The organism is Oscillibacter sp. PEA192 (assembly GCF_003574015.1).
GTDB lineage: Bacteria > Bacillota > Clostridia > Oscillospirales > Oscillospiraceae > Oscillibacter > Oscillibacter welbionis.
The window spans coordinates 1076257-1090053 of the sequence record NZ_AP018532.1; the positions used below are offsets into that span (position 1 = coordinate 1076257).

Below are 13797 nucleotides of genomic sequence, written 5' to 3' on the forward strand. Positions count from 1 at the left end.
CACAGGGGGGACTTTTTCATTACAGATCGAACACGCCCATGATGGCAATGCCCGCCACGATCAGCGCGATCATGGCGTAGTGCTTCCAGGAGAGCTTCTCCTTCAGGAAGATCCGGCTCCACAGCACGGAGGCCGCGCAGTAGGAGGCGATGATGGGCGCGGACATGGCCAGATGCTCCGTGTCCGCGATGGCGTAGATGTAGGCGAACTGTCCGGCGGTCTCGCAGACGGCGCCCAGATACTTGGGGGCCTCCATCTTCGGCACCAGCCGGTCCCGCTTGATGAGCACCACATAGACGAAGCACACCACGGCGGCCAGCAGGAACGTCAGCTCATAGGCCACGTTGGCGCTGGCCTCGTAGTCCTCCACGGTGCGGCTGATGATCTCCAGCACCCGGCTGTCGGCAAAGGTGCCGGCAGCGTCCAGCACGCAGTAAGCCGCAGGCATGGCCAGGGCCATGAAGCTCTTGGTGTACTTGTAGTTGCTTGCCTTCTGCCGCTCGATGCGCAGTTCGTCATCCTCCCGGGCCTCCACCACACCCAGGCCCACGGCGCCCACACACACCAGCGCCACGGCGAACAGGGCCAGGGGGGAGTATCCGGCGATGCCGTCAAAGAGGATAGCCAGCACAGCTACCAGGGCGCCGGAGGAGTTGCAGATAGGGGAGGAGATGGACAGCTCAATGTACCGCAGGCCCACATAGCCCATGGCCATAGAGAGAATGTACAGGATCGAGACGGGCAGGTATGTCAGGATGATGTCCAGATTGATGACCGTACCGCCCACAAAGACCTCGTAGGCCGCGTGAAGGCCCATGACAACGCCCACGGCCATCACCATTTTCAGGTGGCTGTACTTGTCCCGGGCATCGCGGCAGCCGATTTTGGAAAAGAGGTCGGAGCCGCTCCAGCAGAGCAGCGCGATCAGAGAGAGCCAAAACCACATATTACGTTTTTCTCCTAAATCACTGTATTCAAAGCGTTATTTACTTTCCGGCAGAGTTACCAGACCCGCCTCCACCAGCTTCTGGAGGGACATGAGGATTCCCAACTTGGCGTGGTACCAAGTGAGGCCGCCCTGGAAGTAGACGGCGTAAGGGGGGCGGATGGGCCCGTCGGCGGAGAGCTCGATGGAACTGCCCTGGACAAAAGCGCCGGCGGCCATGATGACGTCGGAGTCATAGCCCGGCATGGCCCAGGGCTCCGGGGTCACGTAGCTGTCTACCGGGGCGGCGGCCTGGATCCCCTTGCAGAAGGCCACCATGGCCTCGGCACTGCCCAGGGTCACCGCCTGGATGATGTCATGGCGGCTCTCCGTGGCGTTGGGGACGCAGGCGAAGCCCAGCTTCTCATAGATGTTGGCGGCAAAGACAGCGCCCTTCAAAGCGCCGGACACCACCGTGGGGGACAGGAACAGCCCCTGGTAGAGGGCGGGCATCAGACCCAGGTTGGCACCCACCTCTTGGCCCAGTCCCGGGGCGGAGAGCCGGTAGGCACACCGGTCCACACACTCCTTGGTGCCGCAGATGTAGCCGCCGATGGGGGCAAGTCCTCCGCCGGGGTTCTTGATGAGGCTGCCCACCACCATGTCGGCCCCCAGATCCGAGGGCTCGATGGTCTCCACGAACTCGCCGTAGCAGTTGTCCACCATGATTTTCACGTCCGGCTTGATCCCCTTGCAGAAGGCGATCAGTTCCCCGATCTGCCGGACCGAGAAGGAGGGGCGGGTGGCGTACCCCTTAGACCGCTGGATGGTGATGAGCTTGGTGCGGCCGTTGATCTTCTCCCGGATGGCGTCGTAGTCGAAGGTTCCGTCGGGCTTCAGGTCCGCCTGGGCATAGGTGACGCCATACTCCTTCAGGGAGCATTTGCTCTCCCGGATGCCGATGACCTCCTCCAGGGTGTCATAGGGGGCTCCCACCGGGGACAGCAACTCGTCCCCCGGCAGCAGGTTGGCGGAGAGGGCCACTGCCAGGGCATGGGTGCCGCAGGTGATCTGGGGACGGACCAGAGCCGCCTCCGTGTGGAACACATCGGCGTACACTCGCTCCAGGTTGTCCCGGCCGTCATCGTTGTAGCCGTAGCCGGTGGTGGCGGCAAAGTGGGTGGCGTTTACCCGGTTTTTCTGCATGGCGGCCAGGACCTTGCCTTGGTTGTACTCTGCCGTCTGATCAATGACGTCGAACCGGGGCCGCAAGTCCCGGAGCACCGCCTCGCCGTATTCATAGACCGCCCGGCTGACGCCGAGCTGTTCATACATGGTCACAATTTCCATGGTCTTCCTCCGTTGTTCCCAAAATTTCATCTGCCAGGTCGCTGAGGACCTGGGGCTTTGTCACCACCAGGCCGCTGACCTCATTGCCCAAAATCAGCAGGGTGTCTCCGGGAGAGATGCCAAAGAACCGGCGGGCCTCCTGCGGGATGACGATCTGTCCCCGGTCGCCCACTTTGGCAGTGCCAAAGACCCGGTTTTTGGACATGCCCAGCATGTGTTTGCCTCCAGGCATGGAGCTACCTCCTTGAAATCATACTTTTCACACAAGTGTGAATCATAGCACAACCGGAAGAACTTGGCAAGAGGAAATTTTTCAAAACGGAAAATGGTGCAAAATGCTTTGGAGTGTGTTATCATACCTCCAAAGATCAAAATGAGGAGGAGCACCTATGAATTGGCGGACGGTGGACATGTCCCGGGAGTCCCGGCGGGACCAATTTGCGTATTTTCAGACCCTGTCCAACCCCTATGTGGGGGTGACGGTGCAGGTGGATGTGACGGAGCTGGCAGTCTGGTGCCGGGAGAGTGGAACGAGCTTCTTTCTGGCGGTGCTGTACGCTGCGGTCCGAGCGGCCAACGGCGTGCCGGAGCTGCGGCGGCGCATCCGGGGCGATCAGGTGGTGGAGTACGACCGCTGCCCCTCCTCCCATACGGTGGCTCTGCCGGACGGGACTTACTGCTACTGCAGCCTGGAGGTGGACCGGCCCTTCCGGGAGTTCCTGCCCTACGCGGCGGCGGAGCAGGAGCGGGTGAAGGCGGCGCCCACCCTGGAGGACGGAGAGGACGGGGAGAGCCTGTTCTTTGTCTCCTGTGTCCCGTGGCTGTCCTACACGGCCCTGACCCAGCCAACCCCAACGCCGGCGGACAGCAATCCCCGCATCACCTGGGGCCGCTGGCACCGACAGGGGGGCCGGACTCTGTTGCCTATGACGCTGCTGGCCAACCATGCTTTGGTGGACGGCATCCACATCGCCCGGTTCTATGAGAATCTGGATCGGGAGCTGGCCGCCCTCTGCGGCGGGGAGAAAACAGAGTACTGAATCAGGAAAGGAGAGAGCGGCAGGTGAGGCGCTGCATTGTGGTGGCCGGGATCGCATGAATCAAATTTGAAAGGAGAATTTCCTCATGCAGATTCCGGCGAATACCATCTATCCCCGCACAGGCGACCGGGAGACCGTCTATCTGAATGCAGTGGTGTCAGACCCCAATATTTCTGTGGGGGATTACACGATCTACAACGATTTCCTCCGGGACCCCACGGAATTCGCGCGCAACAATGTGCTCTATCACTACCCCATCAACGGCGACCGGCTGGTGATCGGAAAATTCTGCTCCATCGCCTGCGGCGCGAAATTCCTGTTCACCAGCGCCAACCACACGCTGAAGTCCCTGTCCACCTATCCCTTTCCCATCTTCTACGAGGCGTGGGACACGTCCGTCTCGGAGATCACGGAGGCCTGGGACAACCGGGGGGACATTGTCATCGGCAGCGATGTCTGGATCGGCTATGAGGCCGTCATCCTCTCCGGCGTGCGGATCGGTGACGGCGCCATCGTGGCCGCCCGGGCGGTGGTGGCTGGGGACGTGGAGCCCTACACCATCGTAGGCGGCGTACCGGCGAAGCCCATCCGGAAGCGGTTCACACCGGAGACCATCCACCGTCTGGAGCGGCTCCGGTGGTGGGACTGGCCACGGGAGAAGCTCCAGCTGCTGCTGCCCCTGCTCCGCCGGGGTGACCTCACGGCACTGGAGCGGGCCGCGGAGAAATTCTAATCCACACAAAAACCGGGCGGCACACAACTGTGCCGCCCGGTTGGATATTTACTCTTAAAACTTACACGTGGATACCGCCCACAAAATAGGTATTGTAGTACCCGCTGGTCAGGCTGCTGACGATGACGCCGCCGCTGCGGGAAGAGGAGGAGTGGATGAACTGCCCATCTCCCGTGTAGATACCGGCATGGGAACATGCCTTGCTGGCGTTGCGGCTGGGATCGTTGAAGAACACCAGATCGCCGGGCTGCAGCTCGGAGATAGAGTATACCCGGGTGCCCAGGCCACTCTGCCACTGGCTGGTGGCGGAGTGGGGCAGGGAGTAGCCGTGCTGGCTGTACACGTACATGGTGAAGCCGGAGCAGTCAAAGCCGCGGGGAGAGGCGCCGCCGTACACATAACCCGTGCCCAGGTACTGCTTGGCGGTGGCCGCGATGTCGCTGTTGGAGGAGGAAGACTCCGTCAGGTCCAGGAAGTCGCTGCGGATGTAACCCTCGGTGCCGTACTCACAGGTGACGTCGTACCAGCCGTCCACCAAGCCGTTGACCGTGACGATGGCGTCCTCCTCAATGGTGGCCAGCACAGAGCTGTCGGTAGAGGCGTCGGAGCGGACGTTCACGCCGTCGGAATTGACGCGGCCGTATGTAGTGAAGATATTGTCCTGATCTACGTTCAGGTAGTCAGCAGACACATAGCCGGTGCTGCCGTTGTAGGCGATCTTGTACCAGCCGTCCACGGAGTCATCCAAGATCGCCACCGCCACACTCTTGTCCAGCGTGGTGACCACGGAGGCGGAGGTAGAGGGCTCGGCCCGCAGCCGCAGGGAAGAACCTGTGGTGCAGCCGGCGCCGGTGGCGATGTCCGCTGCCAGGGCGGTGGCCGCCAGCAGCATTGCGGTGAGAACGGAGAGGAACAGGACCTTGCCTGCTCTGCCTGCGAAGTGCGTCATAGGTGTACGTTCCTTTCGTCAGTCTTTTGTAGCGCGGGGAAAAGGTCCTGTTTCTTACAGCTTGCCAGCAAGAGCACGATCCAGCCAGACGGTGGCGATGTCCATCGCCGCGTAGAGGCTGTCCTTCTCGCTCTTCTTGACCACACGGTCCCGGGACTTCAGCTCCGGGTCCGTCAGCTGCAGCTGGATGGAGACCTTGGTGGCCACCTCCATGTCCTGCTCCTTCTTGGTGTTGAGGATCTGCATCATGATGATATATTTCTCAGCCATCGTGCCGTAGTAGATCAGATTGTCCACCCGGCGAAGGGGATGGCCCTTGTATGTCAAACCTTCTGCCTTCTTGGACTTGCTCTCTGCCATGGAAACACTCCTTCAAAAGTTGTAACCGAATTGTAACAGATTTTATCCGCTTTGTCAACGTTTGGTCACAAGAAATTACAGCCAATTCCTGGGAAGAGACCTGCCTTCGGCCCCTGGACGCAAAAAAATCCCGCAGGGAAGGTCGCCGCGCCATTCGCACGGATGCCCTCTCTGCGGGGGAATGCAGAAGGAAAACGGTTACTGCCCCAAATATCTGCGGACCAGCACCTGCAGCAGCTCGTCCCGGTCGATCTTGCGGATCAGGGTCCGGGCATTGTTGTGATTGGTGATGTAGGTGGGGTCCTCGGAGAGAATATAACCCACGATCTGGTTGATGGGGTTATAGCCCTTTTCCTCCAATGCCCGATAGACGGTCGAGAGAATCTGATGGATCTCTGCGTCCTTCTCCGTGGCAATATTGAATTTCCTGGTAAAATCGTCCATACAGACACCACCTTTCCCGAAGGGAGCACCACTTCATAATACAAAACTAGTATACTCGTTTTTTGAAAAACTGTAAAGCGTTTTCCGCATGAAATTTGAAAAAATACGCCCCGTAATCGCTGGGAGGGCGCTGGACCGAAAGAACAGGGGGGTCCAGTGCAGCAGAACGGCCTTCGGCCCGCCTCACAGCGCCTCCGGGAGCGGCGTCTGCATCGGCGCTGCTGGGGGATTGGATTTGAGCCGGGCGGAACGCATCCGCCCGGCTCAAGGTTTCTGTCTGCGCAATAGCACCTGGACGCGACGGCACACAAGCCCGCTGTGCAGTCCGCAGGCGGCCGCATATTACCGCAGGACGGCGTTCAGCTCTGCCTTCAGCGTCTCCAGGATGCTCTTCACATCCTCATCGGCCTCCTGAGCGGTGAGGCTGCGGTCGTCGGAGCGGAGCGTCAGGTTGAAGGCCACGCTCTTCTTGCCCTCCGGGATGCCGGAGCCGGTGTAGATGTCGAACAGGGACACATCCTTCAGCAGCCCCTTGGCGCCCCGGCGGATGCAGTCCTCCAGCGCTCCCACGGTGACGGCCCTGTCGCACACCACGGCGATGTCCCGGGTGACGGCGGGGAACTTGGGCAGGGGGACATATTCCGGGTCGGCCCCCTTGGCATTCTCCAGCTCGTCCATGGCCAGCTCTGCGCAGTAGAATTCCGCGTCTACGCCATAGTTCTTGGCCACCAGGGGATGGATCTGGCCGAACCAGCCCAGGCAGTCGCTGCCGCTCCACACCTCGGCAAAGCGGCCGGGGTGGTAGGAGAGCTCCTCCGGCAGGCCGCTGCCGATGCGGAAGGTCACATCCTTCACCCGCAGTTCCTGGAGGATCGCCTCAATGGCGCCCTTCATAGCGTAGAAGTCCATGTCGCCGCCGTAGGCGCCCAGGGTCAGTGTCTTGGACTCGATGGCCAAGCCGTCCTCGCCGCCGGGCAGGTACGTCCGGCCCACCTCATAGAGCTTCACGTCCTGATTGCGGTAGTTGTAGTTCCGGGTCAGGATCTCCAGCATGGAGGGCAGGGTGGTGGTCCGCATGATGGAGGTATCCTCCCCCAGGGGGTTCAGGATCTTGAAGGAGTTCCGCCGCTGGTAATCTTCCGGCCAGCGGATCTTGTCGTACTGGGTCGGGGAGATGAAGGAGTATGTGATGATCTCATCGTACCCGAAGGCCCGGCACACGCTGGACACCCGGCGCTCCAGGATCTCGGCGGCGCCATAGCCGCCCAGGGTGGTCTGGCCCCGCATCAGGGTGGTGGGGATGTTGTTGTAGCCGTAGAACCGGGCCACTTCCTCCGCCAGATCGGCGATGCCCTCCACGTCGCCCCGCCAGGAGGGGATGGTCACGTCGGCAGGGCCGCCGGGGCAGCTGTCGTCCGCTGTGCGGATGTCCACCCGGGCCAGATACCGGTACTGCTCCGCTGCGGGGATGTCGGTGCCCAGCAGCGCGTTCACCCGCTCCGGGTCCATGCGGATGGTGTGGGGCTGGGGCACGTAGTTGAGGATGTCGATGACGCCGTCCACTACCTCTCCGGCGCCCAGCAGCTCCACCAGCTCGCAGGCCCGCTGGACGGCGGGCAGGGTATTCAGGGGATCCAGACCCTTCTCGAACTTGGCGGAGGCCTCGGTCCGCATCCCCAGGGACAGAGCGCCCTTGCGGATGCAGGTGCCGTCGAAGCAGGCGGACTCGAACACCACGTCGGTGGTGTCCGCCACGATCTCGGAGTTCAATCCGCCCATGATGCCCGCCAGGCCCACGGCCCGGTGCTCGTCGGCGATGACCAGGTGGTTGGCGGTGAGCTTGCGCACGTTGCCGTCCAGGGTGGTCAGTTCCTCGCCCTCCTCGGCCCGGCGGACGATGATGTGGCCGCCCTTCACATAGCGGTAGTCAAAGGCGTGCATGGGCTGGCCGTACTCCAGCATCACATAGTTGGTGATGTCCACGATGTTGTTGATGGGACGGACGCCCATGCTCCGCAGCCGCTCCCGCATCCACTTGGGGGAGGGGGCGATCTTCACGTTCCGCACCATCCGGGCGGTGTACCGGGGCACCAGATCCGCGGCAGGGGTCTCGATGTCCAGCAGGTCCGTCAGCACGCCGTCGGCGCCGCCCTGTACCTCCGGTTCGTGGAGAGTCAGGGGCTGCTGGTAGGTGGCGGCCACCTCCCGGGCCAGACCGATGACGCTGAGGCAGTCGGGGCGGTTGGGGGTGATCTCGAACTCCACCACATGGTCATCCGCGCCGATAATGGGCTTGATGTCATCGCCGTTCTGGATCCCTTCCTCGTGGAGGACGAAGATGCCGTCGGGGATGCAGTGGGGGAACTCCTTCTGGTCGGCGTGGAGATCCTCCAGGGTGCAGATGGCGCCTGTCTTGGTGTTGTAGGCCACCAGGTCCCCCTCGTGGAGGTTGGGGCAGATGGTGTCCGGCACAGCGGTGGAGCCGCCCAGGTCCAGACAGGTGTGGAAGGTGTAGTCCGGCTGGCTGGCGCACTCCAGGATCTTGGCGCACACCACCGGCCCGAACACCTTGTCACCGGGCTGGATGTCGGCGGGGATGGAGGGCTTGTCCTTGTCCAGGGGGTGGTAGTCGTTCAGGATGGCGGCGGGGACGATAGCGGCGTAGGGGAAGTCCCGCTCATCCAGACCCAGCTCATAGAGGCCGCACATCATGCCGTTGGACTCCACGCCCCGCAGCTTGCCCTTCTCGATCTTCTTGCCGCCGGGGAGGGTGGAGTGGTCCAGGGCCACGGGTACCATATCGCCGGGGTGGATGTTCCAGGCGCCGGTGACAATCTGGATGGGCGCGCTCTGGCCCACATCCAGCTGGCAGATCCACATGTGGTCGGAATCCGGGTGGCGCTCCATGGTGAGGATGGTGCCCACCACGATATTGGAGATCTCGGCTCCCCGGTCCTCGGTGGTCTCCACCTTGGAGCCGGAGAGGGTCATGGCCTCGGCAAAGTCTTTATCGTTGGCGTCGACGTGCACAAACTCGTCCAGCCACTTTCTGCTCAGTAACATATCTTCTATAACTCCTTTATATCGGAATGCGGGAGTGCCCCGCAAAAGCCTCGCAGAGTTTCACGCCGCCGGCGTGAAAAAATATCCAGTCATTTTCGGAAGGACACGTGCCTGCCGAAAATTCCCTGACTCAGCCGCCTTGGGCGGCGTTCACCAGTGACCGATGTCACTGGTGAGGGGGAATCTAAAGGGGGGACGGGATCCCCTCTTTAAGAACTAGAACTGTTCCAGGAATCGCACGTCGTTCTCAAAGATCAGCCGCAGGTCGGCGATCTTGAACCGCCGCATGGCGGTGCGCTCCAGGCCGATGCCGAAGGCCCAGCCGGAGTATACCTCCGGGTCGATGCCGGACATCTTCAGCACCTTGGGGTGGATCATGCCGGCGCCCAGCAGCTCGATCCAGCCCTCGCCCTTACAGGTGGGGCAGCCCACGCCGCCGCACTTGTGGCACTGGACATCCATCTCGCAGGAGGGTTCCGTGAAGGGGAAGTGATGGGGGCGGAACCGGGTTTTGGTGCCCTTGCCGTACAGCATCTCCACCACCGTGTTCAGGGTGCCCTTCAGATCCGCCATGGTGACGCCCTTGTCGATGACCATGCCCTCCACCTGATGGAACATGGGGGAGTGGGTGGCGTCCACCTCATCTTTCCGGTACACCCGGCCGGGGGCGATGATGCGGATGGGCAGCTCCATGGTCTCCATGGCCCGGACCTGCATGGGGCTGGTCTGGGAGCGGAGCATCACCCGGCTGTCCTCGTCAAAGTAGAAGGTGTCGCTCCAGTCCCGGGAGGGGTGGCCCTCGCCGGCGTTCAGCTTGTCGAAGTTATAGGTGGCCAGCTCCACCTCCGGGCCGTCCAGGACCGTGAAGCCCATGGAGATGAAGATCTCCTTGATCTCATCCAGCGCGGTGTACATGGGGTGCTTGTGGCCCAGCTTGTGGGCCTTGCCGGGGACGGTGATGTCCAGCGCCTCGGCCTCCAGCCGCTCCTCCAGGGCCTTTTCCGCCAGGACGGCGGACTGCTGCTCGATGGCGGACTCCACATCTGCCCGGACGGCGTTGGCCAGCTGGCCCATGACGGGCCGCTCCTCGGCGGAGAGCTTGCCCATCTGCTTCAGAACGGCGGTCAGTTCTCCCTTTTTGCCCAGGTACTGGACCCGGAGGGCCTCCAGCTCTCCGGTGTTCCCGGCGGCGCCGATGGCTGCCAGCGCGCCGGCGCGAATGGCTTCCAGTTGTTCCTTCATACGTCAGACTCCTTTTTTGAGTTAGGAGCGTGGAGATCGGAGATAGGAACTGGGGCGGCCGCTGTGCGGCTCTATTGGGATCATCCGGCTTTGCCGGATACCAAAACTCCTATCTTCTATCTCATATCTCCTATCTTTGTGATAACAAAAAACGCCTCTCGTCCCATCCCTGGGACGAAAGGCGAATCCTTCCGCGGTACCACCCGGATTCGCGCCAAAAGCGGCGCGCACTCGTGGCCCCGGTAACGGAGGGCGGACCGGCCGTGTCTCCACGGCGGCTCCCGGGCGAACCAAACCGGGCGTCCGCAGTCTGGCTTGCAGCCGGTGGCCAGACCTCTCTCGGCGGCGTATCACGGTTATTTTCCCGTTCATCGCTGATAACAATTAACACTTATAGCACAGAAACGGGACAAATGCAAGCCCCGATTCGCCGAAATTCAGCGGATCGGGGCGGAAATTTTCAGCTCAAGAGCCGGCCGTCCACCAGGTCCTCCACCTGGATGGCGGACACCTCGCCGTCCGTGATGAAAAAGGAGATGTGCTTGCAGTAGGACAGGCCGCCGGGCTCGTGGATCAGGGCGTAGTCGGCGCCGAACTGGTCCTCGCCCACCGCCTCCATCTGCACCGCACCGGTGTAGACGGCTTTTACATCGTCCTCCGAGTCCCCCACCTGGATGCCTCCCAGGGTCCGCGGCCCCGGCACCGTGGTGGTCATGCGGTAGATATTGTCGGTTCCATCCGCATCCAGATACGCCACATCCACGCCTCCAAAGGAAAACGTGAAGAGCGATTCCCCGTTGTCCCCCGTCCCGGCGGACTGGGGCGTCTCCGGGAGACCCTCATAGTCCCAGGGGTATCCGCCCTCTTTGCGCCCCAGGGAGAGGAACTGCCCCTCCGTCACCAGACAGAAGGAGGCGGTGGCGTTTTCCGTTGCCCGCTCGATGGCCTGGGGCCGGGCCTCCTTCAGGGCGTCCAGCAGGGCCTGCTGGGCGTCGTTTTCCGGCTGGTAGGTGTCCAGGATCTCTGTCAGCCGGTCCTGCTCCTCCTGACCATACCAGGCGTAGGTGTCGTTCACCGGGGCGGCCACCACAATGTCGGCGTGCTCCCAGGGGCTGTCCGGGAAGACGGACAACGCATCGAACCAGGTGTCCGGGTCCTCCAGGAACCGCCTGGTTAAATAGTCGGTGGCACCTTCGGAATAAGCTCCGTCCGCGTGGAGCAGCCAGCAGGCCAGCTTCAGGTCGGACCAGGTGTCGAGGTTACCGGCGTCATCACGCATGAAGGTATCAATATCATAGGTGAACTGGAACACCGTCTCCGCCTCCAGGTCCAGCCCGTCGGAGGGAACAAAGGAAGTGAATTTCCAGCCGTCCGCCGTGTGTTCCAGATCCAGCACCGCCTGGGAGTAGCCGACGGTGGTACTGGGTTTCTCAAAGGCCCAGCTGTCGGCGTAGAAGGTGACCGTCACCGTCCAGTGGTCCGCATCCACCTGCTCCGCCGCCACGGTCTTGTCCAGCAGGTACAGGTTGCTCCCTCGGCCCCCGTCGGTGGCGTAGAGAACGCCGTCGAAGTCCTTGTAGTGATCCGGGGACAGGGCGAAGAGGTTGTCCACAATCTCCGGGGAGAAGTAGGACTCCGCCGTCTCCCGCAGGTCTGCCAGGGACGTGATCGTGACCGGCTGCGGCTGCCAGGGAAGCGCACTGTCCGTGAGCTCTGCCACGGTAGAAACGGGCAGGGAGAGATTCTCCGCATCCACCCGGTAGTAGGTCAGGTCTCCCTCTGTGCGGGCGTCCTCCATGTCCAGGGGCAGGGTGGTCAGATCAAACCAGTCGTATACCGCCGACGCGGCGGTATACATATTGATAACGTCCTGTTCCGTCAGAGCGGTCTCCGGGGCCTCATCGGGCGAAACCGGAGATTCCCGCCCGCCGCAGCCGGCGAGCAGCGTGATGGTCAGGAGAAGAAGCGCCCCAAAACGCCTCATGGGCAGCGCCTCCTTTCGTTCCTTTTTGAAGCATCATATCACATTCCACCGGAAAATTCATGACGATCTGGTTACAAATGATTGCAATCCGGAGCGGGAATTCCTATAATAGGCACCAGAAAACCATGAGGAACACAGGAGGTTACGGCCATGAAGCTGACGACGGCGGAGCAGATGAAGGAGCTGGACCGGCAGGCCATTGAAGAGCGGGGCATTCCCTCCATCGACCTGATGGAGCGGGCGGCGGCAGGCGTGGCAGAGGCGGCGCTGGCGCTGCTGCCCAAGCGGCCGGGGAAATGTCGGGGGGCGGCCTTGTGCGGCGCGGGCAACAACTGCGGCGATGGAATCGCCGCAGCCCGGCTGCTGTTTTTGAAGGGGCTGAAGGTCCGGGCGTTCCTGGTAGGGGACTATGAGAAGCTGACGCCGGACGCCCTGGAGGAGACCCGCCGTCTCAGCGAGTGCGGTGTGGAGCTGGAGCGGTTCGACCCGGCGGACGAAAGCCAGCGGGCCTGGGTGTTGGGGTGCGACGTGGTGATCGACGCCCTCTTCGGCGTGGGCCTCTCCCGGCCCATCGGGGCAGGCACGCCCTTTGCCGCGGCGGTGGACTGGATGAATGAGAGCAGGGCCGCCGTGGTGGCGGCGGACATTGCCAGCGGCGTGTCGGCGGACACCGGCGCCGTGCTGGGCCGTGCGGTTCGGGCGGATCGCACTGTCACCTTCACACTGCCCAAGATCGGTCAGGCAGTGGGGGAGGGGGCCGCCCTCTCCGGGAACGTGGAGGTCCGGGACATCGGCATCCCGGCGGATCTGGTCCGGGGCCTTGTCTGCCGGGCCCAGACGGTGGAGCGGGACTTTGCCCGTGCGGCCCTGCCGCCCCGGAGGGCGGACGGCCACAAGGGAACCTTCGGCAAGGTGCTGATCGTCGGCGGCGCAGTGGGCTATACCGGTGCGCCTTATCTCACTGCCGCGGCGGCGGTGCGGACCGGGTGCGGGCTGGTGTCCCTGGGGGTGCCGGAGACCATCTGGCCGGTGGAGGCGGCCAAGTGCGTGTCTGCCATGCCATTCCCTCTGCCGGACAAACATGGGAGGCTCTCTCCCAAGGCGAAAGAGGAAATCCTGGAGCGGGCTGCCGGCTGTGACGCAGTGGCTCTGGGCCCTGGACTGGGCCGGGGAGATGGCGTCACGGAGCTGGTGCTGGATCTGCTGCAGAAGATCCAGCAGCCGATGGTGCTGGACGCCGACGGCATAAACGCCCTGGGGGGACATATAGATGTACTGGACGCCCGGCGAGACCGGATCACGGTGCTGACGCCCCACGACGGGGAGTTCACCCGCATCGGCGGCGACCTCACCGGCAGCAACCGGCTGGGGGCCGCCCGGGCCTTTGGAGCGGCCCATGGCTGTGTCCTGGTGCTGAAGGGCCACCGGACCCTCACCGCCGCCCCGGCGGGGAACGTGCTGGTGAACACCACCGGAAATTCCGGCCTGGCCAAGGGCGGCAGCGGCGACGTGCTGACGGGGATTGTCGCCGCCCTGCTGGCCCAGGGGGCGACTGCCGTTCGGGCGGCGGCGGTCGGCGTGTGGCTCCACGGCCGGGCCGGGGACTTGGCGGCGGAGCGCCTGACGCCCTATGGTATGACGCCGGAGGACGTGGTGTCGTCACTGCCGGCGGCCATCGGGGAGATCCTATAAAAGACGGAGGTTTTT

12 protein-coding genes are annotated in these 13797 nt (G+C 62.9%); 3 read left to right on the plus strand and 9 right to left on the minus strand.

The window, feature by feature from the left end:
- Window positions 1–19 precede the first annotated feature (19 nt).
- Genes DN611_RS05185 through DN611_RS05195 form a run of 3 tightly spaced genes read right to left on the minus strand, consistent with a single transcriptional unit; the run spans window position 20 to window position 2507 of the window.
- The gene (locus DN611_RS05185; RefSeq protein WP_119310800.1) at window positions 20–946 is read right to left on the minus strand and encodes an EamA family transporter; all 927 of its coding nucleotides are present in this window, start codon (window positions 944–946) and stop codon (window positions 20–22) included.
- Window positions 947–982: 36 nt separating this feature from the next.
- On the minus strand, window positions 983–2275 hold the full coding sequence (locus tag DN611_RS05190) for a methionine gamma-lyase family protein (protein WP_025544177.1): 1293 nt from the start codon (window positions 2273–2275) through the stop codon (window positions 983–985).
- Window positions 2253–2507 carry an AbrB/MazE/SpoVT family DNA-binding domain-containing protein gene (locus DN611_RS05195; protein ID WP_249390717.1) on the minus strand — a complete coding sequence of 85 codons (255 nt, stop codon included), beginning with the start codon at window positions 2505–2507 and terminating at the stop codon, window positions 2253–2255. The genes DN611_RS05190 and DN611_RS05195 overlap by 23 nt, the downstream gene beginning before the upstream one ends.
- 157 nt (window positions 2508–2664) lie before the next feature.
- Here DN611_RS05195 and DN611_RS05200 point away from each other — a divergent pair, with 157 nt between their 5' ends.
- Together DN611_RS05200 and DN611_RS05205 are read left to right on the plus strand one after the other, a co-directional pair.
- Window positions 2665–3315: a CatA-like O-acetyltransferase gene (locus DN611_RS05200; protein ID WP_119310801.1), complete on the plus strand. Its 651-nt coding sequence runs from the start codon at window positions 2665–2667 to the stop codon at window positions 3313–3315.
- An 85-nt stretch (window positions 3316–3400) separates the two neighbouring features.
- Window positions 3401–4048 (plus strand): CatB-related O-acetyltransferase, encoded by a 648-nt coding sequence (locus tag DN611_RS05205; RefSeq protein WP_021747621.1) that lies wholly within the window; start codon window positions 3401–3403, stop codon window positions 4046–4048.
- A gap of 61 nt (window positions 4049–4109) precedes the next feature.
- Here the strand turns inward: DN611_RS05205 and DN611_RS05210 are convergent, their stop codons facing one another.
- The 6 genes from DN611_RS05210 to DN611_RS05235 all read right to left on the minus strand — a co-directional run bounded on the left by DN611_RS05210 (window position 4110) and on the right by DN611_RS05235 (window position 12090).
- On the minus strand, window positions 4110–4997 hold the full coding sequence (locus tag DN611_RS05210; RefSeq protein WP_119310802.1) for a C40 family peptidase: 888 nt from the start codon (window positions 4995–4997) through the stop codon (window positions 4110–4112).
- Window positions 4998–5051: 54 nt separating this feature from the next.
- Window positions 5052–5357 carry a hypothetical protein gene (locus DN611_RS05215; RefSeq protein ID WP_021747623.1) on the minus strand — a complete coding sequence of 102 codons (306 nt, stop codon included), beginning with the start codon at window positions 5355–5357 and terminating at the stop codon, window positions 5052–5054.
- A 198-nt stretch (window positions 5358–5555) separates the two neighbouring features.
- A complete protein-coding gene (locus DN611_RS05220) occupies window positions 5556–5801 on the minus strand; it encodes an IreB family regulatory phosphoprotein (RefSeq protein ID WP_021747624.1) in 246 nt (81 codons plus the stop codon).
- Between the two features lie 342 nt (window positions 5802–6143).
- The gene (gene pheT, locus DN611_RS05225) at window positions 6144–8864 is read right to left on the minus strand and encodes a phenylalanine--tRNA ligase subunit beta (RefSeq protein WP_119310803.1); all 2721 of its coding nucleotides are present in this window, start codon (window positions 8862–8864) and stop codon (window positions 6144–6146) included.
- Between the two features lie 216 nt (window positions 8865–9080).
- The gene (pheS, locus tag DN611_RS05230) at window positions 9081–10106 is read right to left on the minus strand and encodes a phenylalanine--tRNA ligase subunit alpha (protein ID WP_021747627.1); all 1026 of its coding nucleotides are present in this window, start codon (window positions 10104–10106) and stop codon (window positions 9081–9083) included.
- A 460-nt stretch (window positions 10107–10566) separates the two neighbouring features.
- A complete protein-coding gene (locus DN611_RS05235) occupies window positions 10567–12090 on the minus strand; it encodes a hypothetical protein (protein WP_119310804.1) in 1524 nt (507 codons plus the stop codon).
- A 150-nt stretch (window positions 12091–12240) separates the two neighbouring features.
- Here DN611_RS05235 and DN611_RS05240 point away from each other — a divergent pair, with 150 nt between their 5' ends.
- On the plus strand, window positions 12241–13782 hold the full coding sequence (locus DN611_RS05240; RefSeq protein ID WP_119310805.1) for an NAD(P)H-hydrate dehydratase: 1542 nt from the start codon (window positions 12241–12243) through the stop codon (window positions 13780–13782).
- Window positions 13783–13797 lie beyond the last annotated feature (15 nt).

Coding starts and splice junctions, on each gene's coding strand:
- DN611_RS05240 (WP_119310805.1), top strand. CDS start 12,241: ATGAAGCTGACGACGGCGGAGCAGATGAAGGAGCTGGACCGGCAGGCC.
- DN611_RS05210 (WP_119310802.1), bottom strand. CDS start 4,997: ATGACGCACTTCGCAGGCAGAGCAGGCAAGGTCCTGTTCCTCTCCGTT.
- DN611_RS05215 (WP_021747623.1), bottom strand. CDS start 5,357: ATGGCAGAGAGCAAGTCCAAGAAGGCAGAAGGTTTGACATACAAGGGC.
- pheT (WP_119310803.1), bottom strand. CDS start 8,864: ATGTTACTGAGCAGAAAGTGGCTGGACGAGTTTGTGCACGTCGACGCC.
- DN611_RS05220 (WP_021747624.1), bottom strand. CDS start 5,801: ATGGACGATTTTACCAGGAAATTCAATATTGCCACGGAGAAGGACGCA.
- DN611_RS05200 (WP_119310801.1), top strand. CDS start 2,665: ATGAATTGGCGGACGGTGGACATGTCCCGGGAGTCCCGGCGGGACCAA.
- DN611_RS05205 (WP_021747621.1), top strand. CDS start 3,401: ATGCAGATTCCGGCGAATACCATCTATCCCCGCACAGGCGACCGGGAG.
- DN611_RS05195 (WP_249390717.1), bottom strand. CDS start 2,507: ATGCCTGGAGGCAAACACATGCTGGGCATGTCCAAAAACCGGGTCTTT.
- pheS (WP_021747627.1), bottom strand. CDS start 10,106: ATGAAGGAACAACTGGAAGCCATTCGCGCCGGCGCGCTGGCAGCCATC.
- DN611_RS05190 (WP_025544177.1), bottom strand. CDS start 2,275: ATGGAAATTGTGACCATGTATGAACAGCTCGGCGTCAGCCGGGCGGTC.
- DN611_RS05185 (WP_119310800.1), bottom strand. CDS start 946: ATGTGGTTTTGGCTCTCTCTGATCGCGCTGCTCTGCTGGAGCGGCTCC.
- DN611_RS05235 (WP_119310804.1), bottom strand. CDS start 12,090: ATGAGGCGTTTTGGGGCGCTTCTTCTCCTGACCATCACGCTGCTCGCC.